Below are 23,463 nucleotides of genomic sequence, written 5' to 3'. Positions count from 1 at the left end.
CGTCCGAACGGCCCGCCGCGATGACCGGCGCCTCCCGACCACACCCCGACCACCGGCGCACCGACCGCGCCGTCGCCGAGACCGATCGACCAGCACGCCCCGGCCGGTCCCCTGCCGGCGCAGGCCCCGGCCGCAACGCCGACCAGATCGACCACCAGGCCGACGCCTGGCTCGTCGGCAAGGCCCAGCTCGGCTCCATCGAGGCCTACGAGGTCCTCATCCGGCGCCACCGCGACCGCATCCACCGCATCGCGCTGCGCATGCTGGGCAACCGCGACGACGCCGAGGACATCACCCAGGACGTGGTCATCCAGGTCTGGACCGCGCTGGCGGGCTTCGCCGGTGACAGCATGTTCACCACCTGGCTCTACCGGATCGTGGTCAACCGCTGCATCACCCACCTCAAGCGCCGCCGCCATGACACCCCCCTCGAGGATCCCGACCTCGTCAGGTCCCCCGGCGCCGACGCCCAGGCCGAGGCACGCGACCGCCTGCGCGCGGCGCTCGCCGCGCTCGCCGGGCTCCCGGCCGACCAGCGCGCCCCGATCGTGCTGATCGACATCGAGCAGCTCAGCTACGACGAGGCGGCGAGCATCCTCGGCGTCTCCGAACCGACCGTCCGGGGACGCCTGTCCCGTGGGCGCCGACAGCTCGCCGAGACCATGCGGGAGTGGACATGACCAGCCACGAGCACGACCGCACAGGGGACCAGGCCTCCGGCGGCGGACACATCCCTCTGCGACCGGACCTGCTGCCCTGCGCCCGGTCCCGCGACGATCTGCTCGACCAGGTCGCCCGCGGCGACGCCGCCACCCTCGACCCCCACCAGAACCACTGTGTCCACTGCCAGGCGGCCCTGGCCGAGTTCGACCGGCTGTGGTCACCGATGCGCGAGCTCGCCGCGGAACAGGTCGACACCCCCGAGGCCGGGATCGACGCCGCACTCGCGCGGATCCGCGGAGCGGTCGAGGTCACCGACTACGCCACCCTGCGCGGCCCGCAGGGCACCACCCGCGTCGCGGCCCGGGTCGTGGTCGTCGCCGCCCGTCACAGCGCCCAGGAGGTACCCGGCGTCCGCGTCGCGCTGAGCAGGGACCTCACCGGCTCCCACCAGGACACCGACTCCGAGGTCCACGTCGGAGTCGCCGGCACCAGCACCGTCATCGAGATCACTCTGGCCGCCGACTACGGCCGCTCACTGCACCAGCTGGCCGCGGACGTCCGCCGCGCCGTGACCGACCGCGTACGACAGCTCACCGACCTCGATCCCACCCAGATCATCGTGATCATCGACGACGTCCTCGACTGACCCGGTCATCGTGACCCACGTCATCGGTGAGCGGCGTGAGGACCGGTCCCGCGCGATGTCCGAGCCCATGACCACCGACCACGACCGACACCCGAGGAGCTGCAGCATGTGGGTCCTGCTGTCCCGCCACCTACGCACCTGGGCGATCTTCGCGATCGCCGTCCCGCTGCTCAGCCGCGTCCTGGGCGCACTCGGACGCGCCATCGAACGCCGCCACGGCCCCTCCGCGCTGACCCACGTCCTGACCTGGGCACAGCGCCTGCTCGCCCGCCGAGCCCGCGGTCCGCTCGCCACCGGCACCACGCCCCCCGGTACCGGCGACCGGACACACGGAACCCACGCACCGGCGCCGGACCGAACCCCCCAGCAGCCGCAGCCGCGGCCGGTCACCGACACACAGCCCTGAACGCAGCACTCCGCACGAAGCGCCATCAGCGTGGTGCGCTCACAGATACGGACACATCATGGGAATCCTCGGATGGGTCGTCGTCGGCCTCGTCGCCGGCGCCCTGGCCACATAGGTCATGCCGGGCAAGGACCCCGGCGGCATCCTCGTCACGGTCATTCTCGGCATCCTGGGCGGGCTGCTCGGCGGATTCGTCAGCTCCCGGCTCTTCGGGATCAGCACCGGCGCCTTCTTCGACCTCCGCACCTGGATCATCGCGCTGATCGGCTCAATCGTCCTGCTCGTGATCTACCGCTTGGTCATCGGCCGCCGAACCCGCCGGTGACCGGAACAGCCCGATGGTTCCAGCCCGGACACCACCGGCCCCGGACCAGCTGCACCGTCCCGCCGCGAGTGGTGAGCCCGTGACCCGGCCCCGGCCACATACCCACGTCATGCTCGTCGAGAAGCGGGAGCACCCCACCGGAGCCGTACTGCTCACGATCCACGGCGAGATCGACGCCGCGACGAGCCCGGCACTGGAACGCCGCTTACGCGACTACAGCGGAACCACCGACCGGGTCGTGCTCGACCTGCGCGAGGTCATCTTCCTCTCCGTCCGCGCCATCACCATGCTCACCGCCACGCACACCCACGCCGCGAGCCGTGGCACCGCCCTGCAACTGATCATCGGGCGGGGCAGCCCCGCCGAGCGGGCCCTGCTGGTCACCGACCGCCTCCATCCGTCGCCGCTCGCGATCACGATCACCGACGAGCGTTGACCGGCACGACCCGGCAGAACCGGCCCGGCACGGCACTACACCCCGGCGCCACCGCGACCCCCACGCTTTGAGATCACCCTCGCCCACCGGACCACCGTCGCGGCCCTCTCGGCACACCGGCTCTGCCACTACGCCGCCGACCTCGCATCACCAACCCTGCGTCGCCTCCAGGGCGACCGCACCCGTGCCGTGCTCGTCCCCAGCGACCACCGCCAGCGGAGACGACCGTTGATCAGCAGAACCTGCGCGGCGACAACCACCGCAATGGGAGTTCGCGAAGACGGTGCGCATCGAGATCGGGCCCGTCGAGGTGAAGGTCCCGCGGAACTCGGCGAGGTCTTTGGCGCCACCGTGCCGCAGGGGTTGGCCTCGGAGGTCACCGACAAGGTCGTCGACGGAATCACCGCCCGACGGAGCCGCCCCCTCGATCGGGCCGACCCGTGGTGCTCATATACGCGCTGTACGTCCAGATCCGCGAGGGCCAGGTGGCCGACCACCCGATCTACGTCGTGATCGACATCAACTGCGACGGCGCGCGAGACGTGCTCGGGCTCCGGGTCGGCACCGGCCCAGTGGGGACCGGGTGTCACCGGCCGATGGCTGAGAGGTCTCTGAGCTCGGACCACATCTGTTGCCAGGTGACGGTCCGGTCCTCGAGCAGCCAGATGGTCGTGTTCTCCTCCACCAGGCCCCCGTAGGTCCCCAGCGGGGTCGACGCCGTCACTGTCCGCAGTGGGCGGGCGGAGGTGAAGTAGGGGCGAAAGAGGTCGGGACTGCCGACGAGCAGCATCGCGTCGGATGTGTCCGGCGGGGGCGGGAACCAGCCGTACGCCCTGTTGGTTCCGTGGACCGCCGGCAGGCCGAGGTCGGGTGGGGCGGCGTCGAGAAGCGCAGCGTGGACGTAGGGAACCGCCACGAGTGCGGTGCGCGCGCGGTCCTCGTCGGGTAACGCCGACCAGGTGGCTGCGGTGCTGGTGGCCAGCGGGGCGGCGAAGGCCGGGGACGCGAGCAGCACCGACGACGCGGCACCGGCCGTGGCCAGCACTGCGCCGGCGGTGACCACCGGCCAGGCGCGGCGTGGCCCGCGGCGTTCCCGGCGGCGCTGGAGCGCGACGGCACCGACGGCACCGAGGACCGGGTAGATCGGTGTCAGGTAGTAGTGCCGGCCCGCGGAGACCAGGACCGCGATGAACAACAGCAGGTAGGCCACTGCCAGGTAGCGCAGCGGCCGCCACTGCGGGTCGCGCAGCAGCGCGAGCAGCCCCGACACCGCCAGCCCGAGGGTGAGCGGTCCGGTCACGGCCAGCCCGTGTGCGGCGACGACGACCGGGTGAGCCGCTCTGGGTCCGGTGGAGACTCCTGGTCTTGGAAACGAGGATGGAGTCATGCCGTCAGAACGAACTGCGGGCAAGCCCACGACGCGGCGGTACTCGCAGGAGGAGAAGGCCGCGGCGGTGCGGATGGTCCGCACCCTGCGCACCGAGCTGGGCCACGACCATGGCGTGGTGAAGCGGGTGGCCGATCAGCTCGGCTACGGCGCAGAGTCGGTGCGGTTGTGGGTTCGCCAAGCCGATATCGACGACGGCCACCAGCCCGGCGTGTCCACCGACGAGGCGTCCCGGGTGCGTGAACTCGAGCAGGAGGTCCGGGAGCTGCGCCGGGCGAACGAGGTACTCAAGCGGGCTGCGAGTTTCTTCGGGGCGGAGCTCGACCGCCAGTACCGCAGATAGTGCAGTTCATCGACGCCCACCGCGAGGACGTGGTGGAGGGGCGCCGGCTCGGGGTCGAGCTCATCTGCCGCGTGATGCAGGTGGCCCCGAGCAGCTACTACGCCGCCAAGACTCGTCTGCCCTCGGCGCGGGCCCGGCGCGACGGTGATCTCGTTCCTGCGCTGGTCGGGTTGTGGGTGGACAACTACCGCGTCTACGGAGTCCGCAAGCTCTAGAAGGCCGCCCGCCGTGCCGGCCTGGACGTCGGCCGCGATCAGGTCGCCCGCTTGATGCGGGCGGCGGGGATCGAGGGCGCGCAACGGACGAAACGGGTTCGCACCACCCGGGCGGATCCAGTCGCGGCCCGCCATCCGGACCTGGTGAAGCGCCGGTTCCGGGCTGACGCGCCGAACCAGCTGTGGGTCACCGACCTGACCTACGTGCCGACCTGGGCCGGGGTCGCTTACGTGTGTTTCATCGTCGACGCCTTCTCGCGGATGATCGTGGGCTGGCGAGTCGCAGGGCACATGCGCACGTCGATGGTGCTCGACGCGCTGGAGATGGCCCGCTGGTCGCGCGGCACGCGGCTGCCGGATCTGCGGTGTCACAGCGATGCCGGAGCTCAATTCACATCAGTTCGGTACGGCGAGCGGCTCGCCGAGATCGGTGCGGTTCCGTCGATCGGCAGTGTCGGGGACTCGTTCGACAATGCCCTGGCCGAGACCGTGAACGGCTACTACAAGGCCGAGCTGATCCGCGGTCCCACCCGAGACGGTCCGTGGAAGACCGTGGAGGACGTCGAGCTCGCGACGCTGGGCTGGGTGCACTGGCACAACCAGCAGCGCCTGCACGGCTACCTCGGCGACCGCCCACCGGCCGAGTACGAGCGCACGTTCTACGCTGCCCACTGGGACGACCAACAGCCGGTCGGAATCCCATAGCGCGAGTCTCCATCAGACCCAGAGCGGCTCAGTCGAGGGTGCGACCCCGACCCGGTCGGCGATCTGGACCGGGCCCAAGCGCTTCTTCCAGCGCAGGTGCACGATCCGGCGCACCACCGGCGCCGGCGTCGCCCGCAGCGAGTGGTGCGGGCGGCGCGAACGATCGGCCATGCCGACAGGACCGTCGACGCGTAACGGTCGACCCAGCGTTCCGCGGTCGGCCAGGCCACTTGGAACCGGGCGGCGGCCTGAGCGATCGGAACGTCGCCCTCGACGATCAGACGGGCCAGGCGTAATCGGCCGCGTTCGGACAGCGGGGCGTTAGCGTGAACCACGAGGACCTCCGGTAGTCAGGGGTGGATGCCGTCAGACAGCTCCACACCAACCACGGGAGGTCCTCCCCGTTCAAGACCGATCAGGTCGTGTCATCACACGAGTTCGACCAACGTCTCCGGTCGGCACACCTAGATCGAGTTGCTGGTCGAGGGCCGGCTCCGTCGGGCGGCTGGCTGCGCCTCTACTTCATCGCCGTTGCCGTGGCCAGGAAGTTCGCCCGGGTGACCCCACCGCTCGGACTGACTGGATGGCTTGACTGTTGACATCGCTGGTGCTGATCCGGTTATGTGTGGTCAGACCACCTGGTCACCTGAAACTACTCGATCCAGTGCGCGAGGCAGGCTCGGCTCGGTTGCCGTCCTCGTCCTCTCGACGTTCCGAGTCAATGCAAAGGAGCAACGATGTCCTCGCTCGACTACACCTACACCCACATCGACACGCACATCGACCGCTCGGCCTGGGTAGCGCCGGTGATCGATCCGACGAAGACGATGCTTCTGGTCCTGGACATGCAGAAGGCTTGTGCGCAGCCCGGTGGTGCCATGTACATCCCCAGCACCGGCGGGGCCCCCGAGGGCAAGGACGTCGTGCAGCCGGTCGTCAACGTCCTGGAAGCTTGCCGTTCCAAGGGCATTCCCGTGGTGTGGTCGTTGTGGGGGCTGCGCCCTGACGGCAAGGACGCCGGTTTCGCCGACGTGAAGTGGGGCCTGCAGGGCGCGCTGGCGCAGTTCCCGGGCGCCTGGGGTAACGGGGGCGATGAGCTGGTCGACGAGCTCAAGCCGCTCCCGGACGAGCCGGTGTTCCGCAAGCACCGTTTCAGCTCGTTCTACGGGACAGCGCTGACCGAATACATGCGCAAGGCCGGCTGCGACACCCTCGTGGTCGCGGGCCTGTCCACCGGCAACTGTCAGATCGCTACCGCGATCGACGGGGCCAACCAGGATTTCAAGATCGTCGTACTGGCCGACACCACGGCAGCCATTCCGTCCGGCAAGGACGACCCGATGGGCTTCGGTCAGCACTGGGAGGCGCTGCGCCAGATCCAGGCCAACCACGGCGACGTGCGCACCAGCATCGAGTTCCTGAAGATGATCGACGCTTGAGCGGGACACGAGACTTCGTACTCCCCCGACGAACGACGAACGCGAGGACGTGACATGTCGATTTCCGGTAAGAAGGTCGCCCTGCTGATCGAGGACGAGTACCAGATTCTCGAGGGCTGGTATCCCCACCTGCGTCTCCAGGAGGCCGGTGCCGATGTGAAGGTGATCGGTAGCGGCACCAAGGGCAGCTACGAGAGCAAGGAGCACTACCCGATGGAGGCGGACGCTGCTGCCTCCGAGGTCTCGGCCGCCGACTTCGACGCGGTGGTCATCCCCGGCGGATTCGCGCCGGACAACATGCGCCTGCACCCGGAGATGATCGACCTGGTGAAGGACGCCTACGAGTCCGGCAAGCTGGTCGCCGCGATCTGTCACGGCGGTTGGATGCTCGCCTCCGCGGGCGCCACCAAGGGCCGCAAGATCACCGGCTACCTGCCGATCAAGACCGACGTCGAGAACGCCGGAGGCACTTGGGTCGACGCGCCGGTGGTCGAGGACGGCAACGTCATCACCTCCCGCACGCCGGTCGACCTGCCCGACTTCGGCCGGGCGATCGTCAGCTATCTCGAGCGCGCCTGACCCGAGGGGGTCGACGACGTCCCGCAAAGGAGAGGGAACGTGACGGATCTGAGCGTGACCGCGCGCGACGCCAAGCCGCCCCTGGGCGGCTGGCTGCCCGGGGTCCGGCTGACCGAGACGCAGGCCGCGGTGCTGAACGCCGCGGCGGACGAGCTCATCCCGGGTGGCGACGGCTTCCCGCCGCCCAGCGAGGTCGACGTGATCTCGTTCATCGGCCGGTACGTGACGCCGTCGGGGCTGGAACCCAGGTGGTTCCCGTTCCTCGGCGAGGACGACTTCCGGGCCCGGCTCGACGGGCTCGGGCAGGAGTTCGCCGACGCCACCTCGGCGCAGCGCGTGACGGTCCTGGAAGGGCTGGAGCGCGACGAGCAGGAGTTCTTCACGCGTCTGCGGGACGTCGTCTACCACGCGTACTACTCCCGGCCCGAGGTCATCCGGGCCGTCAACCGCCTGCCCGCGGGCCGGGACTACCGCAACAGCCCCCAGCCCTACGGCTACTCCGACGTCATGGACGACTGGGACGACGAGCTGCTGAGCCGGGTGCGCGGCACCTACATCCGGACCGAGGAGGTGCGACGGGTCGCGATCCCCGCCGACCTCCCGATGTGTTCGGCACGGCAGGCCCGGGAAGCAGGAGAGAACTGATGGCGGCGTACACGGAGACCGACGTCCTGGTGATCGGGGCCGGCGCCGGCGGTGGAGCGGTGAGCAAGCGGCTCAGCGACGCCGGCATCAAGGTCGTCTGCCTCGAACAGGGCGACTGGGTCCACGCGATGGACCACCCGCATATGTACGACGGCTGGGAGCTCGAGCGCAAGCGAAGCTGGTCGTTCGAGCCCAACGTCCGGAAGTTCCCCGAGGACTACCCGGTCACCGGCAACACGACCCCGTACACCTTCACCGGGGTGGGCGGCTCGACGCTGCACTATGCGGCGGCCTGGCCCCGGTTCAAGCCGGTCGACTTCCGCAAGGGCACCGAGCACGGCGTCGAGGGCACCATCGACTGGCCGATCTCCTACGAGGAGCTCGAGCCGTTCTACGCGATCAACGACGCCGAAATCGGCGTGGCCCGCCGGACCGGCGACCCCGGCAACCCGGCACGCCCCGAGGGGTGGGGCCCGGCCAGCCGCGGCGGCAAGGTCGGGCACAAGATGGGCTCGGGCTTCGACAAACTCGGCTGGCACTGGTGGCCCGCCGACAACGCGATCCTCACCCGCGCCAAGGACAACCGGCTCGCGTGCAACGACTGCGGCTTCTGCCTCGCGGGCTGCCCCCGGCACTCGATCGCCTCGACCGACGTGTCGTACTGGCCGGCGGCCCTGCGCAACGGCGTCGACCTTCGCGTGAACGCCCGGGTCGAGCAGATCAACGCGAAGAACGGCCGGGCCACCGGCGCCACCTACATCGACCGGGTGACCGGGCAGCGGCACGAGGTGCGGGCCGGGATCGTGGTGGTCGCCGCGAACTCCATCGGCACCCCCCGGCTGCTGCTGATGTCCGCGCAGCAGGGCCACCCGGACGGGCTGGCCAACTCCAACGGCCTGGTCGGCACGCACTTGATGTACCACAGCTGGTCCTTCGTGGACTTCTGGTTCGACGAGCCGCTCGAGGGCTTCAAGGGCCCGGAGCCCGCCGTGCTCTACAGCCAGGAGTTCTACGACAGCGACCCGTCCCGGGGCTTCGTCAACGGCTTCTCGCTCCAGGTCGGTACCTCTCTGGGCGCCGCGACCAGCGCGCTCGGGACGAACACCGGCAACCTCGCGCCCTGGGGCGCCGGGCACCGCAGCTTCTTCGACGAGCACTTCGGCCGGCACGCGCTGATCTACGTGCAGGGCGAGGACCTGCCGGTGCGCACCAACCGGGTCACCCTCGATCCCGACGTGCGGGACTCCAGCGGGCTGCCCGCGCCGCACGTCCACTACGAGCTGCACGAGAACGACCGCAGGCTCGTCGAGTGGGGCCAGCAGCGCGCCCGCGAGGCCGCGGACGCCGCCGGTGGCGTCATCGACACCACCACGAGCGGCATCGGCGGGATCGACGCGCCACCGCCCGGTTGGCACATCATGGGTACCTGCCGGATGGGCAACACTCCCGAGGACTCGGTCACGAACAAGTGGAACCAGACCTGGGACGTGCCCAACCTGTTCATCACCGATGCCAGCTCGCTCACCACGGGTGCCGCGGTCAACCCCACCAGCACGCTGCAGGCCGTCGCGGTCCGCGCCGCGGAGTACATCACGCGCCGCCACCGGGACATCGCGTCGCAGACGATCACCCCGAGCAACGCGGACGCGCCCGCGCTGTAGCGCCGCTGTCCGCCCCACCCGTTTCCCGCGCCCGAGGGCGATCTCCCTCGGGCCGGCGCACGCCATCATGCGCCGGCACCGCTGCCGGCGTGGAGAGGAAGGCACGTGCATCACGCCAAGAAACCCGAGCCGGTCGACGCGATCGTCGTCGGGCTCGGGGCCACCGGTGCCACGGCCGCGAAGGTGCTCAGCGAGGCCGGCCTCAAGGTCGTCGGCTTCGACCGCGGCCCGTGGTTGTCCGCGAAGGACCACTACTCCGGCGACGAGCTCAAGTTCGTCAACCGCAACTACCTGTGGCCGGACCCGAACCTGTTTCCCCGCACCCTGCGCCACGACGAGACCTCGGAGGCCGAGCGCTTCCCGTTCTCGCCCACCCCGCAGCTCGTCGGCGGCGGCACGAACCACTGGGCGGGCTGGGTGCCGCGGCCGCGCGAGTCGGACTTCCTGCAGCGCAGCCTGCACGGGGACCTCGACGGTGCGAGCCTGGCGGACTGGCCGATTCGGTACGAGCACCTCGAGCCCTACCTGACCAAGGTGGAGTGGGAGTTCGGGATCTCCGGCATCGCCGGGGCGGACAAGTACGAGCCCTTCCGGAGCAAGGGCTACCCGAGTGTGCCGCTGCGCCCGACGAAGTTCGGCAAGCGCTTCTACGACGCCTGCAACGAGATGGGCGTCAACGGCTTCCCGATCCCGCACGCGATGGTCACCCACGACCACAAGGGCCGGGACCCGTTCAACACCACCAGCTTCTGGAATCAGTACGGCGACCCGAGTACCGCGCGCTCGAACACGCTGACCACGTTCATCCCGGAGGCCGTGGCCACCGGGAACTTCGAGCTCCGCTCGGAGTCCTTCGTCCGCGAGATCACCGTCGGCAAGGACGGCCGGGCCACCGGTGTCGTCTACGTGGACCCGGACGGCGTCGAGACCGCGCAGGAGGCGAAGGTGGTCGTGCTCGGTCTCGGCGCGATCGAGTCCGCCCGGCTGATGCTGATGTCGACGTCCCCGCAGTTCCCCGACGGCCTGGGCAACTCCAGCGGCATGGTCGGCAAGAACGCGACCTTCCACGAGTACGTCTTCGCGGTGGGCCTGTTCGACCAGGAGATCGACGACCCGCTGCACGGTTGGGCCGGCAACTACATCTCGGGAGGCACCTTCGAGTTCTACGAGACCGACGAGAATCGCGGCCACATCGGCGGCTGCCTCATCTCTGCCTCGCAGACCTGTCATCCGATCAACTGGGTCTTTCCCGGCCGGCCGACGTGGGGTCAGTCGCTCAAGGACGCCGACCGAAGCTACTTCAACTTCGCGATGAAGATCGGGGCGATCCTGCACGACATGCCGGTCGAGTCGAATCGTGTCGACCTCGACCCGACGGTCAAGGACGCCTGGGGCCTGCCGGTCGCCAGGATCACGCACAAGCCCCACGCCAACGACGTGGCCATGAGCAAGTGGCAGGTCGACAAGAACGCGGAGATCCTGCAGGTCGCCGGCGCGAGCAAGACGGTGCCGGTCTACCTGGACCGGATGACCGGCAACACCTGCCACCAGCACGGCACGGCCCGGATGGGAACCGACCCGTCCACGACCGTGCTGAACGAGTGGTGCCAGTCCCATGACGTGGACAACCTCTTCGTCGTCGACGGGTCCTGCTTCCCGAGCTCCACCGGGGTCAACCCCACGCTGACGATGATGGCCAACGCCTGGCGCGTGTCGGAATACATCAGCGACATCTGGTCCAAAGGCCGCGACGAGCACATCACGCTCGACTGAAATCCACCACTCCCGAAGCTCCACCCACGGAAAGGAGGACGTCATGACGCTGAAGGCCGACTGGGAGGTCGTCGGTTCCCCGATCGATCCCGATTCCGACGAGCGGCTGTTCTTCACCGACCACGAGTGGGACACGATCGAGGCGGCCACCGCCCGCATCATCCCCACGGACCACGACCCGGGTGCCCGCGAGGCGCGGGTGGTCGTGTTCCTCGACCGTTACCTCTCGGGTATCGACTACATCTTCGCCGCCGCCGACGGCAGCGGGTTCCTCAAGCTGACCGGCAAGTTCGCCGACGCGTGGCGGGCCCGGATGTCGGACATGCAGCGGACCTACCGCGAGGGCATCCGGACACTCGACGCGCTCGCCGAAGAACACTTCGACCGGCGGTTCGTCGCGCTCACGGAGTCCGAGCAGGACACCGTGCTGGAAGCGCTGTCCGGTTCTGCCAAGCCCGGGCCGGTCACGCTGGGCACGAGCGAGGCGGTCCGGACCTTCCTGCAGGGCGTGTTCGACCAGGGGCTGCCCTTCTTCGAGGCGCTGTGCCTGCACACCCGGCAGGGCTTCTACTGCGACCCCGTCTACGGCGGCAACCGCAACCGAGTCGGCTGGGACGTCATCGGCTTTCCCGGCCCCACGACACTGAAGGACACGATGGACGGCACCTACAGCACGACGGAGTTCTTCCATGTCGGTGACTACGACTGGAACGAGCTCGTCCCGCATCTCGGAAAGGTCGGCTGATGCGAATCACCAGTGTCGAGGCGAGGCCACTCGGGACACCGCTGGACGAACCACTTCGGTGGGGCGCCATGGTGGTCACCTCGAAGGGCGGCATCGTCGTACGGGTCACCACCGACGAGGGTCTGGTCGGGATCGGAGAAGCGGGATTCTCCTCGGAGTACTTCCCGACCGTCGGCCCGATCATCAACCAGCAACTGGCACCGATGCTCGTCGGCCAGGACCCACGCGACATCGGGGCCCTCTGGCAGCAGATGCTCGACGCAACCCACATGTGGGGCCGCCGCGGTATCGAGACCTACGCGCTCAGCGGCATCGACATCGCGCTGTGGGACTTGCTGGGCAAGATCTCCGACCAGCCGGTGCACCGCTTGTTGGGATCCTCCAAGCATACGGTGCGCGCCTATTTCGCGCCCTCGGTCAAGCCGGTGGACCAGATCGTCGAGGAGGCTCGACGTGCGGTGGCCGACGGCTACACCGCGATGAAGCTGCGGGTCCTCGGGGACATCGGCGACGCCGTCGAGCTGGTCGGCTCGGTGCGCGACGCCGTCGGCGCCGGCATCGACCTCGGTGTGGACGCCAACATGTCCTACGACCGGCGCGGGGCGCTGCAGCTCGCCCGAGAACTCGAGGGATTGCAGGTGGCGTGGCTCGAGGAGCCGATCCTCGCGCGCAGCCTGACCCAGTACGCCGACGACCACACGTGGCTGGCCGACCGGGTGTCGCTGCAGCTCTCGGGCGGCGAATCGCTGTTGACCCGCTTCGAGTTCATCGATCTGCTCACCCGGCGGACCTTCGACATCCTGCAGCCCGACGCCACGAGCGTCGGCGGGATCTCCGAGGCCAAGCGGGTGGCCGACATGGCCAGCACCTGGAACCTCAGCTGCATCCCGCACATCGCCTGCTCCTCCGGCACCGGGATCGCGCTGGCCGCCGGTCTGCACATGATCCTGGCCTGCGAGAACACCCCGTTGATCGAGGTCGACGCCTACGGCGGGCCGGGCTGGGACGGGATGCTGATCGACCCGTTGGTGGTGAAGGACGGGTACCTGTCCGCGCTGGACGCGCCCGGGCTGGGCGTCGAGCTCGCCCCGGACGCCGACGAGCGGTTCGCCCTCTCGCCGGACACCGCCCGACCGTCGGCCTCCGGGACGCCGGCTGCCGGCGCGCAGTGAGCCCTGGCGTGCCCGCACTCGAGGTCCGGGACCCCCGGCTGCACGAGGTGGTGGCCGACGATCCGTTGCGCCGGGTGGCCACGGGGTTCCGGTTCCTCGAGGGCCCGGTGTGGCATCCGGTCGAGCGGTCGCTCGTGTTCAGCGACATCCCCGCCGCTCGGATGTCGCGGCTGTCCGCAGGCGGCGCGCTGTCGGTCTTGCGGGACCCCAGCCGCATGGCGAACGGGAATGCCTACGACCGGCAGGGCCGGCTGCTCACCTGCGAGCACGCCACGAGCAGGCTGGTCCGACAGGAGCCCGACGGCTCGCTGGTCACCCTGGCCGACCGCTTCCGTGGCAGAGAGCTGAACAGCCCCAACGACGTGGTCGTGGCTGGTGACGGGACGATCTACTTCACCGATCCCGCCTACGGCCGCGCCGTGCCCTACGGCGTGCCGCGGTCGCGGGAGCTGCCCTTCTGCGGGGTCTATCGGCTCGGCGCCCATGGCCTCGAGCTGCTGACCGATGACGTCGAAGGGCCCAACGGGCTGTGCCTGTCACTCGACGAGCGACATCTCTTCGTGGCCGACACCGAGCGGATGCACATCCGCCGGTTCGCGCTGACCGAGAGCGGCGTCGCCGGCAGTGCGGTCTGGGCGCGGCTGACGGGCCCCGGCACCGGTGAACCCGACGGCCTGAAGATCGACAGCGCCGGGAACCTGTTCAGCTGCGGGCCGGGTGGCATCCACGTCTTCGACCCCGCGGGCAGTGCGCTCGGGGTCATCCGCGTTCCCGAGGTGACGGCCAACTTCACCTGGGGCGACGACGACATGCGCACCCTCTATATCTGTGCCAGCACCACGCTCCATCGATTCCGGACCCGGGTTCCCGGAATCCGGGCGTTCTGAAAAGAGGACCTCATGCCCCTCTCCCCGGCGATGGAACGCAGCGCCGAGCGGATACGCAGAGCCCGGATCGTTCCGGTCCTGCGAACCTCCGATGCCGAGACCGGTCACGCCGTCGCCCTACGGCTGGTCGCGGCCGGCCTGGACGTTCTCGAGGTGACCGCGACCATCCCCGGCTGGCACGACCTCCTCGCCGCAGTGAAGGCCGAGGCACCGAACGCACTGGTGGGCCTGGGCACCGTCCGCACGGAGGCCGACGCCGAGCGCGCGCTGGCGCGAGGCGCCGACTTCCTGGTCAGTCCGCATCCGGTCGCTGCAGCCCGAGCACCCGCTCACGCACAGGACGTGCTGTTCGTCGAGGGCGGAACCACGCCGGCCGAGATCGGCGAAGCCACCGACCGTGGTGTCGCCAAGGTATTCCCCGCCCACCTCGGCGGACCGCCCTACCTGAAGTCCCTGCTCTCGATCCTGCCCGGGGCCCGGATCATCCCCACCGGCGGCATCACCGTGAGCGAGGTCCCCACCTGGCTTGACGCGGGCGCGTTCGCCGTAGGAGTCGGTAGCGACCTGTACGCGGCCGACGATCTGGAGGCGAAGATGTCGGAGCTGCGGGAACTCGTCGGCCCGGGACGCTCATGACCGACCTCATCAGACCCACCTCCGTGAACACCCCGGCGACCCGAGTGACCGTCATCGGCGAATGCATGGTCGAGCTCACCCACCACAGCGACCGCACGCTCGCACTCGACTTCGCCGGCGACACCTTCAACACCGCGGTCTATCTGGCACGCGGCACGCCGGCCCGAGATGTGTGCATCGACTACGTCACCGCCGTGGGCGACGACTGGTACAGCGACGAACTCGTCTCAGCGATCGAGACCGAGGGTATCGGTACGGAACTGATCGAACGCATACCCGGCCATTCCCCGGGCCTCTATCTCGTTCGAACCGACGACCGGGGAGAACGCACTTTCACCTACCACCGGTCCGAGTCCGCGGCACGACACCTGTTCGACAACGGCTGGCCGGAACGGATCGACCGCGCCATCGGCGCGAGTGACCTGATCTACCTGTCCGCGATCACACTTCAGATCCTCTCCGCGTCGGCGCGAGAGCGACTCTGGTCGATCCTTTCGACCGCCCGCGCCCGAGACACGAAGATCGCGTTCGACAGCAACTTCAGGCGGCGGGGGTGGCCGACGGTCGGCGATGCGCGTACGGCCATCGAGCGCACGGTCGAACTGACCGACCTCTACCTTCCCACCCTGGCAGACGAACAGATCGTCTTCGGCGACCGCGACGGCCCCGCGTGCGCACAGCGCATCGCGGGCCTCGGACTCCCGGAATGCGTCATCAAGGATGGGGAACGTGGGTGCCTGGTGCTGGCCGACGGCGGCGTCGTGTCCGTACCCGCACGACACGATGTCCCCGTCGTCGACACGACCGCAGCAGGCGATTCCTTCAACGCCGGGTATATTGCCGCGCGCCTGCGAGGCGAAGCGCGGCCGCGGGCAGCCGAGTCAGCCCATCTGCTCGCCGCTCAGGTCGTCGGTGGATCGGGAGCGATCCTGCCCGACGGGGTCATCCCACGGCGTGAGCAGGCGAAGGCCCCTCCGGACGCCGTCTAAGGCCGCGCTGGCGGACCAGGAGACCAGACCACTACTCTTCAGACCACTGACCACAAGCGCTATTGTCAAGAAGGGGCCGAACGGTCGGCATGAGCCACGGCAAGATCGAACCCGTCCGCCGCCTGAAGGTCGCCGACTCCGTTGCCGAGCAACTCGAATCGATGATCGGCCGCGGAGATCTAGCACCGGGGGACAAATTGCCGCCGGAGCGTGTACTCGCGGAGCAATTCGGCATCGGCCGCAGTTCCATGAGGGAAGCGATCCGGATCGTCGAGGCGAACGGGATGCTCCGGACGGACCACGGAATCGGCGTCTTCGTGGTCAGCAAGACGCGGCGGACGCCCGACCTGTCACAACTGCTGATACTTGGCGAGTACACGGTGCCGGAACTCTTCGAGGCCCGCATCACCCTCGAACGCGACGCAGCGGGCTTCGCCGCTCAACGCGCCACCCCGGACGATGCGACCGTGCTGCATGACATCATCACGGCGATGGCGGATCCCGAGCTGAGCGACGACGACTTCGTTGCGCTCGACGCCGACCTGCATCGGACGATCACAAAGATCACGAGAAACCCGATCCTGTTAACTCTCCACTCGTCGATCGAACCTCTTTTCGTGGACTACTCCCGCCAGGTCATCGGATTGCCGGGGCGTCGGGAGACCGCGGACATCGGGCACCGCGCGATCGTCGACGCGGTGGTCGGAAAGCGGGTCCGCGAGGCGCGCACCGCAGCTGTGAAACATATTCGCGATGTCGAGCGGGATATCATCGCGAACCTCGCGGACGCGCACTCGTCAACTCACTCAGCAACCTCGAACCGGCAATCGACAGCCACGTAAACCCAAGCACATTTCTGCCGGCTGTGAAGTTTCACAAGAGTCTCCGCCGGAAGGAACTTCGTCAGTTGATATCCGCGAGCTCCATCTCGCAAGCAACGCTCTTTTGACGCAACACTGGAAGTTCGGAGGGCAGGTCCACTCAAAACCGGTTCTGCTAACGCGCCGCAGATGACGGCCTCGACCGTACACCGAGCGGGTCGCACTACTCCCAGCCTACGGACGACGAACATCCTGACGGCGACACCAATCCAGTCCACAAAATCAACTGGCCAATCGTTCACCGATGATCCCCGAACGGTGCAGCGGCCCGACGAGTAGATTGACTTCCCGATGGCCGGGATTTCGAGCGGTCCTCGGGTGGGAACGGCCGGTCGTGGATGCTGAGCGTGGCCCCGATTAACCGGATCCGTCGCCGGACCGGGATCTGAGCACGACGGTATTCTCGGCCAATGCGCAGTGGCGAGCGGTCGGGCTCTGTGACCACGGGCGCGCGCAGCAGTGGGCTGTCGGAACGGTAGACCGCCTGGTAGATCGACTCCGCGCACAGCTGCCCACTCGGTGCGGGAGGGGAACTGCGGCCGCGGCTCCCGGCTGATCTGCTGCGGGCGCCAGCGCTGGCGTAGCCGATCGGCCACGAACGCCAGCAGCTCAGGGCTCGCCGCTACTTTGGCCAGACGTCGTCGCCGCTGCGCGGTGCGCGGTGCGCGGTGCGCGGTGCGCGGTGCGCGTCGAAGGGTCGGTACTGGCCATCAGTGCGGGAATCACGACGCATTTCCCGGCTGATCGTCGACGGCGACCGCCCCATCTCGGCGGCTATCTGGCCGAACGTCGGGCCGGCCTGACGCAGATCGGCGATCTCCACACTCCCGTCCTGCGACAGCGACAGGAAGCGAGTGCTGAGCGAGGCAAACATCAGCGGATCGAGCGCAGGCACATGCCCCACGCCCCGGCCATCTCTGTGGATCTTGTAGCCGCGAATCCAGTTCGCGCCGGTCGTGCGGGACACACCGACCTCGCGCCGCGCGGCGTACACCGACCAGCCCTCGGTGATCAGCCACAGGAACCACTGACGCTTCTCCGACTGCGCACGGTTGCCAGGACGACCCTTGCGGACACGACGGGACGGCAACACAAACACTTATTCTTGATCATTTGTTGCGACCACTGCCGCGAACCACCCCGGACGCCGGGAGATCAGTGTGGGCCCGTCGTCACAGCAGCGCGTCGGCCAGGCGTTGCTTCTTCCTCCGGTTGCCTCCAGAGATGTGTGTTGTACAACGTCGTTCATGAGAAGCACCACCAGCCAGGAGACGTCCAGATGTGCGCCGTACGGGAGGTCGAGGCATCCCGGGTCGTTCGTGTCCCCGCATCGAGCAATCCTGACAAGAACACGCTGGCAAGAATACGCTATCGCGCCTCGGTGTTGGTTCGCTCCGGATCGGCGGCGCACCGGGTCTCCTCGAGTCGGTCCTGGTCGTAGGTTTCCGGGAGCAGCAGGGTGCAGGCCGCCGACAGCACGATCATCGCGATCATGTACCAACCGACGGCCGAATAGTGTCCGGTCCATTCCAGCAGCCACGCCGCGATGATCGGTGCGACAGCGCTGCTCGCAAGGGTCCCCAGGGTGTAGCCGAAGGAGATTCCCGAGTAGCGAACCCTCGTCTCGAAGCTCTCTGCGAAAAAAGCCGCGAGCGGTCCGAACGAAGCGGCGAAGCCACAGGTGATCGCGAGATACCCGATGAGGGCGAGCACGAAGGATCCCGCGTTGAGCAACCAGAACCACGGAAATACCAGGACACCCATGGCGATGACGCCGCCGAGGAACACCGGTCGGCGCCCGAATCGGTCGGACATCCGTCCGAAGTAGGGCAGGGCGGCGAGAGCGAGGACCATGGACAGTAGCACCAGGACGAGCATGGCGTTGCGGCTGAACCCGAGCTGTTGTGCCCCGTAGCTGAGACCGAACACCGTCGTGATGTAGAAGGTGACGCCGATGGCGAGGTAGGCACCCGCGGTGAGCACCACCTCCTTCGGGTACTGCCGCATGATGACGGCGATGGGCAGCTTGACAACCCCGCCGTGCTCCTTGCGCTCGGCGAAGTCCGGGCTCTCCGCCAGCCGCAGACGGACGACCAGTCCGAAGATGACGAACAGGCCGCTGATCAAGAACGGTATCCGCCATCCCCATTCGATGAACGCGTCCTCAGCCATTCCACCGAGGAGCAGGAACACGCCGTTGCCCAGGATCAGGCCGGCGGGCACGCCCATCTGGACCCAGCTGCCGATGTAGCCGCGACGTCTCGGCGGCGCGTGCTCGACCGCCATCAGCACGGCGCCGCCGTACTCACCGCCGAGGGAGAGTCCCTGGATGAATCGCAAGGTCACCAGAATGATCGGCGCGGCCACCCCGATCGTGGCGTAGCTCGGCAGCAATCCGATCAGGAACGTCGTGACACCCATGATGCTGAATGTGAGGACGAGCACGGATTTGCGACCGACCCGGTCTCCGAAATGCCCGAACAGAACGCCACCGATCGGGCGCGCCACGAACGCGGCTGAGAACGTAGCAAAGGAGAGGAGCGTCCCGATCAGCGGATCGAACTGCGGGAAGAAAAGTTTGTTGAAGACGAGACCGGCCGCGGTGCCGTAGATGAAGAAGTCGTACCACTCGAACGTGGTCCCGACAGCACTGGCCAGACCCGCCTTGCGGGTCCGGGAGGTCGTTGACATGTCCACTCCTTCGTGAAGATGCGACGGAACGTGCGGGCCGGCCGAGGCCGTCCGGGACCACCCGGCGCACGACGGGCCAGGTGTCCTCTGTGGTCTGTTCGGGTTCGGCTCCGCTCTGGGCCGGCCCAGCTCAGAGCAGGCGCAGCTCGTGCGCCCTCGCGATCGCTTCCACCCGGTTCCGGGCGTTGAGCTTCTGCATGGCGGTCTTCAGATAAGCCTTGACGGTGTTGCGGGCCAGCTCCAGCTGCTCGGCGATCTCGGGATTGTTGTGCCCCATCGCCGCGAATCGCAGCACCTCGTACTCGCGCCGGGTGAGTCCCACCCGGCTCAGCAGTTCGGGGCCGGCCGAGCATCGCGTACCGGCCAGCCGCGGGTCGACGACCCGCACGCCCCTCATCACGCGGTGCACGGCGGTGGAGAAATCGCTTCCCGTGACGTCCTTCACGAGACACCCGTCCGCGCCGGCCCCGAGCAGCAGGTCGATCGCGCCGTGATCGGCGTAGCCGGTGAAGAGCATGATCCGGGTTCGCGGCTGGGTGCGCCGGAGCTGCCCCACCAGCTCCGGCGCCGGCATGTCCGGGAGCCGCAGGTCCACCAGGACCAAGTCGCTCTCGATGCGACGCAGGGCGTCGATCGCCTCACGAGCGGTGCTCGCACCGCCGGTGACTGTGATGTAGGGGTCCTCTGCGGCCAGCAGCTCCACCCCGCCGCGTACGACCGGATGGTCGTCGATGACGAAGACCCGCACCGGACGGAGCTCACCCATTGCGGTCCCCCGCGCAGCACGGCACCCACGCCCGCACCGTGCTGCCGCCGTCGTCGTTCGCGCTCATGACGACGCCGCCCCCGAGCCGCTGCATCCGCTGCGCCGCCAGCGAGAGGCCGAGATGACCAGGAGCCGGGTCGGCCCTGTCTTCGGACCACCCGCATCCGTCGTCGGCGACCGCGACACTCAGCGTGTCGCCGACGACGGAAACGGTGACCACCACCGCCGAGGCGTGCGCATGCTTCTCGACGTTGACGAGAGCCTCACGCACCACCCCGAGCAGCGCCTCGTTGCGGCCCGGCCCCAGGTCCGGAATCACCGCCAGCGGCACGTACCGCGCCGGGGTCCCGGTCCGCTCCTCGAACGCCTCACAGTCCTCCTGGATACTCACGGCCAGATGTCGGTCCGGCGGCTGCTCGTTGAGCTCGGCGAGCGTGGAGCGCAACATCGACGTGACGTCCTGGACCTGGCGTTCGAGCTCCTCGACCCGTGCACGGACGCACTCGGCCCCGGTCACGGCACGCAGGCTCCGTAGCTCTGCGCCGATCCGGAAGAGCACCGGGCTCACCGAGTCGTGCAGCTCGGCGGCCTTGCGCCGCCGGTCGGCCTGGACTGCGACTCGGGTCTGGATCTGGGCACGGCGTGCACTGACCAGTGTCGCCGACGCGGCACATGCCGCCTCCTCGACCAGCGACACGACCTGCTCCCCGAAGCTGACTTTGCCCCGCACGCCGACGTAGACGGCGCCGAGCACCTCGCCGTCGTAGATCATCGGTACCGCCAGCATCGCCCGCAGGTCCTCGCGGGCGACGAGCTCGTCGAACTCGTGGGTGATCGCGCTCGACGCGAGGTAGTCCCGCACCCAGACCGGGCGCCGCTGCAGCAGGCTCTTGCCCCCGAGACCGTGTCCCTCAGGGACCAGGAGCCGATGCAGCGCGGTGCTCTGCGTCCCGAGCCAACTGCGGTGCACCATCGCGCCGTCGTACTCGACCCGTCCGACGAGCGACATGTCGAACCCACCGACCTCGCGGATTCTCCGGGCCACGGCGTTCATCGCCGCGGACTCGTCGAGCAGGACCAGGAGCTCGCTGTGTCGCAGCGCAAGCTGGTCCAGCACCGCGTCGCCGGGCACGACTCGGTTCGGCTCGGTACTGCGACGCATGGGCGCTCTCCTCGTCGAGGTCCTCGAAGCGTATCCGCCGGGGCATCGTTCCCCCGTTCGTCGAAGGTCAGGGGATGGAGGTGGCGACGTCACCCCGAAGCCGCAGCAACGACTCCAGCAGGAAGTGATCGCCCCAGATCAGCTCGTGCGCGGTCGCTTCTCCCCGTCGCTGGTCGAAGCATCCGGCCGTGAGGATCCCCGCAGGGCGGGGGTCGTCCTCCGTCACGGGGGTGAGGTGGTCCACGACGAGCCTCCGCACCGTGGCCGTGGCATGGTCGCGGTAGTGCGGACGATCGGTCGACTGGTCGGCCAGCCTCAGAAGCGCTACAGCGGCGATGGCGCTGGCCGAGGTGTCCCGCGGGGCGTCGACGCCGGCCGCGAAGTCCCAGGGGGCGACCCGACAATCGGGCAGCCACTCGATCCATCGATCCGCGACGCGCAGAGCCGGGTCGAGGAACTCCGGGCCCGACCAGTGCGCAGCCTGCGCGAAGCCGAGCATGGCCCAGGCCTGGGCCCGGGCCCAGGTGCTGCCGTCGGACAGTCCCTTGTGCGTGTAACGGCACTTCAGCTCACCCGTGCGCTCGTCGAAGGCCGCGGACTGGGCGACGGACCCGTCGTCCCGGACGCAGTACTCCACGTGCCGTGCCGCATGCCGGCGCGCGATCTCCGCCAGACCGGTTTCGCCCGTCCTCTCGGCGGCCCAGCACAGCAACGCGACCGTGCCCGGAACGGCATCGATGTTGGCCGCGCCCGCGCCGACGTCGCCCGCCTCCTCCGCCTGGCTGCCCAGCGGAATCAACCCGGCGTCGCCGTTGAACGCGCTCGCCAGACCACGCGCCCCGGCCAGCGCCGACTCGGCAGCCGCACCGCTGCCGGTCAGCAGATGGGGCAGCAGCGCGCCGTAATGGAAGAGGAACCCGCGGAAGGCGGTGTCGGACTCGGCACGTCCGGTCAGCCCGATCGCGACCTGGTCGGCCGCCGCGGCGTAACGCTCTTCGCCGGTTGCCACCGCCGCCAACGCCAGCAGGCTGCCCCAGAAGCCGCCGGTCCAGAATCCATCGGGGGTCCGACGCCAGGTGCCGTCAGCGGGGTCCGCGTAGTGCGGGTAGCCCGGCTGATCCGACGCCAAGGTGGCGTCGGTCCGCTCGACGAGCAGTCGGACGGCCTCGTCGTGGTCGTAGGTCCTCATGACGAGCTCACCTGGCCGGGCAGCAGCACGGGCTTCAGGACGGTTCCGCGTCGCATGTCCGCCAGCGCGCGCCCGGCATCGGTGAGCGGGTACGTGGTGACGAGCTTCTCCAGGTCGAACCGCCTCGCCAGCTCGGGCACGCTCAGTACATAGTCGAGATGGTTGCGCGGCGAGAATGCCCAGCTGCCGAGCACCCTCAGCTGCTTCTTGGTGATGTGGTGCGGATTGATCGGGGTCGTGCCGTGGTCGGTGTACTGGCCGACCACCAGGTACGTACCGCCGCGGCGGGTGAGGTCGATGCCCTCGGCGACCGCTGCCGGAACGCCCGTCGCCTCGATCACGAGGTCCGCACCACGCCCGTCGGGCGTCTCGGCCCGGATCTTCGCGGCGCGGTCGACGGAGTCGGACTCGGTGAAGATGTCGACGTGCACGTCACCGATGCCGGCGGCGCGTGCGGCGTCCAGCCGTCCCGCAGGCCCTCCCACGATGATCACCTTGACGGCGCCCGCGAGCGTCGCCAGCATGGCGCAGGCCAGCCCGACCGGCCCACTCCCCTGCACGATCACGACGTCACCGGGTCGGGGGCCTCCGATGCCCACGGCGTGCACGGCGGTCGGGCCCGCGCAGCCCAGGGCGATCACCTGCTCCGGGCCGACGCCCTCCGGGATCTTGACGATCGTCGAGCCCGGCTGCAGATAGATCTGCTCGGCCCAGCCGCCCGACAGGTGCGGCCAGACCCCGCTGCTCTGGTTGATGCCGTACACCTTGCGCGTCTCGCAGAGCGACGGCTCGTCGCTCGTGCAGTGGAAGCACTCGTGGCACGGGATGTTCGACGCCCAGGACACCGCGTCGCCCGGCTGCAACGGGGCGCCGAGCACATCGGTGGTCACCTCGTTCCCGAGCGCGCTGATCCGGCCCACCGCCTCGTGCCCGAGGATCATCGGCAGCGGAATCTCCATCCGGCCCTGCTGCAGGTGCATGTCGGTGCCGCAGACCCCGGCGTGGGTGACGTCGACCGTCACGGCGCCCGGCTGCGGTGCGCTCGCGGGACGGTGACCCACCTGCAGGTCCTCGCCGAATGCGGTCAGCTCGACGGCGACGCGATCGCCCATGGTGTCCTCC

Annotated in this window: 25 protein-coding genes and 2 pseudogenes; 18 read left to right on the top strand and 9 right to left on the bottom strand. The window is 68.9% G+C overall.

Annotated features, from left to right (window positions below; all coding sequences use genetic code 11):
* Nucleotides 1-20 precede the first annotated feature (20 nt).
* The 6 genes from DMP15_RS10585 to DMP15_RS30335 all read left to right on the top strand — a co-directional run bounded on the left by DMP15_RS10585 (nt 21) and on the right by DMP15_RS30335 (nt 3,174).
* Nucleotides 21-680, top strand: a complete 660-nt coding sequence (locus DMP15_RS10585; protein ID WP_337825781.1) for an RNA polymerase sigma factor — start codon at nt 21-23, stop codon at nt 678-680.
* On the top strand, nt 677-1,309 hold the full coding sequence (locus tag DMP15_RS10580) for an Asp23/Gls24 family envelope stress response protein (RefSeq protein WP_337825780.1): 633 nt from the start codon (nt 677-679) through the stop codon (nt 1,307-1,309). The genes DMP15_RS10585 and DMP15_RS10580 overlap by 4 nt, the downstream gene beginning before the upstream one ends.
* A 106-nt stretch (nt 1,310-1,415) precedes the next feature.
* Complete coding sequence (locus DMP15_RS10575) at nt 1,416-1,715, top strand: hypothetical protein (protein ID WP_161152033.1); 300 nt, start codon at nt 1,416-1,418, stop codon at nt 1,713-1,715.
* A 118-nt stretch (nt 1,716-1,833) separates the two neighbouring features.
* Nucleotides 1,834-2,040 (top strand): GlsB/YeaQ/YmgE family stress response membrane protein, encoded by a 207-nt coding sequence (locus tag DMP15_RS10570; protein WP_337825779.1) that lies wholly within the window; start codon nt 1,834-1,836, stop codon nt 2,038-2,040.
* A 109-nt stretch (nt 2,041-2,149) separates the two neighbouring features.
* Nucleotides 2,150-2,476, top strand: coding sequence for an STAS domain-containing protein (locus DMP15_RS10565; protein WP_161152031.1), 327 nt, complete (start codon nt 2,150-2,152; stop codon nt 2,474-2,476).
* 440 nt (nt 2,477-2,916) lie between these two features.
* A complete protein-coding gene (locus DMP15_RS30335; RefSeq protein ID WP_161152030.1) occupies nt 2,917-3,174 on the top strand; it encodes a transposase in 258 nt (85 codons plus the stop codon).
* Here the strand turns inward: DMP15_RS30335 and DMP15_RS10560 are convergent.
* Complete coding sequence (locus tag DMP15_RS10560; RefSeq protein ID WP_161152029.1) at nt 3,063-3,776, bottom strand: hypothetical protein; 714 nt, start codon at nt 3,774-3,776, stop codon at nt 3,063-3,065. The two genes, DMP15_RS30335 and DMP15_RS10560, sit on opposite strands and share 112 nt — an antisense overlap.
* Before the next feature lie 85 nt (nt 3,777-3,861).
* Between DMP15_RS10560 and DMP15_RS10555 the strand changes: the two are divergent.
* Nucleotides 3,862-5,126: pseudogene (locus DMP15_RS10555) on the top strand (IS3 family transposase).
* A gap of 12 nt (nt 5,127-5,138) precedes the next feature.
* Here the strand turns inward: DMP15_RS10555 and DMP15_RS10550 are convergent.
* Together DMP15_RS10550 and DMP15_RS30330 are read right to left on the bottom strand one after the other, a co-directional pair.
* Nucleotides 5,139-5,297 (bottom strand): hypothetical protein, encoded by a 159-nt coding sequence (locus tag DMP15_RS10550; RefSeq protein WP_237453830.1) that lies wholly within the window; start codon nt 5,295-5,297, stop codon nt 5,139-5,141.
* 32 nt (nt 5,298-5,329) lie between these two features.
* Nucleotides 5,330-5,461, bottom strand: a pseudogene (locus DMP15_RS30330) (IS481 family transposase); the annotation flags it as partial.
* Nucleotides 5,462-5,863: 402 nt separating this feature from the next.
* Between DMP15_RS30330 and DMP15_RS10545 the strand changes: the two are divergent.
* The 11 genes from DMP15_RS10545 (at nt 5,864) to DMP15_RS10495 (ending at nt 16,494) form a co-directional block, all read left to right on the top strand.
* Nucleotides 5,864-6,565, top strand: coding sequence for a cysteine hydrolase family protein (locus tag DMP15_RS10545; RefSeq protein ID WP_073577964.1), 702 nt, complete (start codon nt 5,864-5,866; stop codon nt 6,563-6,565).
* A gap of 54 nt (nt 6,566-6,619) precedes the next feature.
* Nucleotides 6,620-7,144: a type 1 glutamine amidotransferase domain-containing protein gene (locus DMP15_RS10540; protein ID WP_073577963.1), complete on the top strand. Its 525-nt coding sequence runs from the start codon at nt 6,620-6,622 to the stop codon at nt 7,142-7,144.
* A 39-nt stretch (nt 7,145-7,183) separates the two neighbouring features.
* On the top strand, nt 7,184-7,789 hold the full coding sequence (locus DMP15_RS10535; protein ID WP_161152027.1) for a gluconate 2-dehydrogenase subunit 3 family protein: 606 nt from the start codon (nt 7,184-7,186) through the stop codon (nt 7,787-7,789).
* Nucleotides 7,789-9,450, top strand: a complete 1,662-nt coding sequence (locus tag DMP15_RS10530) for a GMC family oxidoreductase (protein WP_161152026.1) — start codon at nt 7,789-7,791, stop codon at nt 9,448-9,450. The genes DMP15_RS10535 and DMP15_RS10530 overlap by 1 nt, the downstream gene beginning before the upstream one ends.
* Before the next feature lie 105 nt (nt 9,451-9,555).
* On the top strand, nt 9,556-11,223 hold the full coding sequence (locus tag DMP15_RS10525) for a GMC oxidoreductase (RefSeq protein WP_161152025.1): 1,668 nt from the start codon (nt 9,556-9,558) through the stop codon (nt 11,221-11,223).
* Nucleotides 11,224-11,266: 43 nt separating this feature from the next.
* Nucleotides 11,267-11,968 (top strand): gluconate 2-dehydrogenase subunit 3 family protein, encoded by a 702-nt coding sequence (locus DMP15_RS10520; protein ID WP_073577959.1) that lies wholly within the window; start codon nt 11,267-11,269, stop codon nt 11,966-11,968.
* Complete coding sequence (locus DMP15_RS10515; RefSeq protein ID WP_073577958.1) at nt 11,968-13,140, top strand: mandelate racemase/muconate lactonizing enzyme family protein; 1,173 nt, start codon at nt 11,968-11,970, stop codon at nt 13,138-13,140. Before DMP15_RS10520 ends, DMP15_RS10515 begins: the two co-directional genes overlap by 1 nt.
* A 50-nt stretch (nt 13,141-13,190) precedes the next feature.
* The gene (locus DMP15_RS10510; RefSeq protein ID WP_202417162.1) at nt 13,191-14,027 is read left to right on the top strand and encodes an SMP-30/gluconolactonase/LRE family protein; all 837 of its coding nucleotides are present in this window, start codon (nt 13,191-13,193) and stop codon (nt 14,025-14,027) included.
* Between the two features lie 12 nt (nt 14,028-14,039).
* Entirely contained in the window at nt 14,040-14,663 is a 624-nt protein-coding gene (locus DMP15_RS10505) for a bifunctional 4-hydroxy-2-oxoglutarate aldolase/2-dehydro-3-deoxy-phosphogluconate aldolase (RefSeq protein WP_073577957.1), read from the top strand.
* Entirely contained in the window at nt 14,660-15,652 is a 993-nt protein-coding gene (locus DMP15_RS10500) for a sugar kinase (protein WP_161152023.1), read from the top strand. The genes DMP15_RS10505 and DMP15_RS10500 overlap by 4 nt, the downstream gene beginning before the upstream one ends.
* 89 nt (nt 15,653-15,741) lie before the next feature.
* Nucleotides 15,742-16,494, top strand: coding sequence for a FadR/GntR family transcriptional regulator (locus DMP15_RS10495; protein WP_073577955.1), 753 nt, complete (start codon nt 15,742-15,744; stop codon nt 16,492-16,494).
* A 661-nt stretch (nt 16,495-17,155) separates the two neighbouring features.
* Here the strand turns inward: DMP15_RS10495 and DMP15_RS10490 are convergent.
* The 6 genes from DMP15_RS10490 to DMP15_RS10465 form a co-directional block, all read right to left on the bottom strand.
* On the bottom strand, nt 17,156-17,626 hold the full coding sequence (locus DMP15_RS10490) for a helix-turn-helix domain-containing protein (RefSeq protein ID WP_337825778.1): 471 nt from the start codon (nt 17,624-17,626) through the stop codon (nt 17,156-17,158).
* A gap of 275 nt (nt 17,627-17,901) precedes the next feature.
* The gene (locus DMP15_RS10485) at nt 17,902-19,224 is read right to left on the bottom strand and encodes an MFS transporter (protein WP_337825777.1); all 1,323 of its coding nucleotides are present in this window, start codon (nt 19,222-19,224) and stop codon (nt 17,902-17,904) included.
* A gap of 130 nt (nt 19,225-19,354) precedes the next feature.
* Nucleotides 19,355-19,990 (bottom strand): response regulator, encoded by a 636-nt coding sequence (locus DMP15_RS10480; protein WP_073577460.1) that lies wholly within the window; start codon nt 19,988-19,990, stop codon nt 19,355-19,357.
* Nucleotides 19,983-21,152, bottom strand: a complete 1,170-nt coding sequence (locus DMP15_RS10475; RefSeq protein WP_073577459.1) for a GAF domain-containing sensor histidine kinase — start codon at nt 21,150-21,152, stop codon at nt 19,983-19,985. The genes DMP15_RS10480 and DMP15_RS10475 overlap by 8 nt, the downstream gene beginning before the upstream one ends.
* A 67-nt stretch (nt 21,153-21,219) precedes the next feature.
* Nucleotides 21,220-22,341: a glucuronyl hydrolase gene (locus tag DMP15_RS10470; RefSeq protein WP_337825776.1), complete on the bottom strand. Its 1,122-nt coding sequence runs from the start codon at nt 22,339-22,341 to the stop codon at nt 21,220-21,222.
* Nucleotides 22,338-23,453 carry a zinc-binding dehydrogenase gene (locus DMP15_RS10465; protein WP_337825775.1) on the bottom strand — a complete coding sequence of 372 codons (1,116 nt, stop codon included), beginning with the start codon at nt 23,451-23,453 and terminating at the stop codon, nt 22,338-22,340. Before DMP15_RS10465 ends, DMP15_RS10470 begins: the two co-directional genes overlap by 4 nt.
* Nucleotides 23,454-23,463 lie beyond the last annotated feature (10 nt).

Source organism: Pseudonocardia sp. UM4_GMWB1 (genome assembly GCF_017312155.1).
Classification (GTDB): domain Bacteria; phylum Actinomycetota; class Actinomycetes; order Mycobacteriales; family Pseudonocardiaceae; genus Pseudonocardia; species Pseudonocardia alni.
The sequence above is the reverse complement of the archived record's forward strand: the minus strand, read 5'-3'. Positions and strand labels throughout refer to the sequence as shown.

What these genes read in the sequence shown, in the direction of transcription:
- DMP15_RS10585 (WP_337825781.1), top strand. Translation starts at nt 21, where the DNA reads ATGACCGGCGCCTCCCGACCACACCCCGACCACCGGCGCACCGACCGC.
- DMP15_RS10580 (WP_337825780.1), top strand. Translation starts at nt 677, where the DNA reads ATGACCAGCCACGAGCACGACCGCACAGGGGACCAGGCCTCCGGCGGC.
- DMP15_RS10575 (WP_161152033.1), top strand. Translation starts at nt 1,416, where the DNA reads ATGTGGGTCCTGCTGTCCCGCCACCTACGCACCTGGGCGATCTTCGCG.
- DMP15_RS10570 (WP_337825779.1), top strand. Translation starts at nt 1,834, where the DNA reads ATGCCGGGCAAGGACCCCGGCGGCATCCTCGTCACGGTCATTCTCGGC.
- DMP15_RS10565 (WP_161152031.1), top strand. Translation starts at nt 2,150, where the DNA reads ATGCTCGTCGAGAAGCGGGAGCACCCCACCGGAGCCGTACTGCTCACG.
- DMP15_RS10550 (WP_237453830.1), bottom strand. Translation starts at nt 5,297, where the DNA reads ATGGCCGATCGTTCGCGCCGCCCGCACCACTCGCTGCGGGCGACGCCG.
- DMP15_RS10545 (WP_073577964.1), top strand. Translation starts at nt 5,864, where the DNA reads ATGTCCTCGCTCGACTACACCTACACCCACATCGACACGCACATCGAC.
- DMP15_RS10540 (WP_073577963.1), top strand. Translation starts at nt 6,620, where the DNA reads ATGTCGATTTCCGGTAAGAAGGTCGCCCTGCTGATCGAGGACGAGTAC.
- DMP15_RS10530 (WP_161152026.1), top strand. Translation starts at nt 7,789, where the DNA reads ATGGCGGCGTACACGGAGACCGACGTCCTGGTGATCGGGGCCGGCGCC.
- DMP15_RS10520 (WP_073577959.1), top strand. Translation starts at nt 11,267, where the DNA reads ATGACGCTGAAGGCCGACTGGGAGGTCGTCGGTTCCCCGATCGATCCC.
- DMP15_RS10515 (WP_073577958.1), top strand. Translation starts at nt 11,968, where the DNA reads ATGCGAATCACCAGTGTCGAGGCGAGGCCACTCGGGACACCGCTGGAC.
- DMP15_RS10505 (WP_073577957.1), top strand. Translation starts at nt 14,040, where the DNA reads ATGCCCCTCTCCCCGGCGATGGAACGCAGCGCCGAGCGGATACGCAGA.
- DMP15_RS10500 (WP_161152023.1), top strand. Translation starts at nt 14,660, where the DNA reads ATGACCGACCTCATCAGACCCACCTCCGTGAACACCCCGGCGACCCGA.
- DMP15_RS10495 (WP_073577955.1), top strand. Translation starts at nt 15,742, where the DNA reads ATGAGCCACGGCAAGATCGAACCCGTCCGCCGCCTGAAGGTCGCCGAC.
- DMP15_RS10485 (WP_337825777.1), bottom strand. Translation starts at nt 19,224, where the DNA reads ATGTCAACGACCTCCCGGACCCGCAAGGCGGGTCTGGCCAGTGCTGTC.
- DMP15_RS10480 (WP_073577460.1), bottom strand. Translation starts at nt 19,990, where the DNA reads ATGGGTGAGCTCCGTCCGGTGCGGGTCTTCGTCATCGACGACCATCCG.
- DMP15_RS10475 (WP_073577459.1), bottom strand. Translation starts at nt 21,152, where the DNA reads ATGCGTCGCAGTACCGAGCCGAACCGAGTCGTGCCCGGCGACGCGGTG.
- DMP15_RS10470 (WP_337825776.1), bottom strand. Translation starts at nt 22,341, where the DNA reads ATGAGGACCTACGACCACGACGAGGCCGTCCGACTGCTCGTCGAGCGG.
- DMP15_RS10465 (WP_337825775.1), bottom strand. Translation starts at nt 23,453, where the DNA reads ATGGGCGATCGCGTCGCCGTCGAGCTGACCGCATTCGGCGAGGACCTG.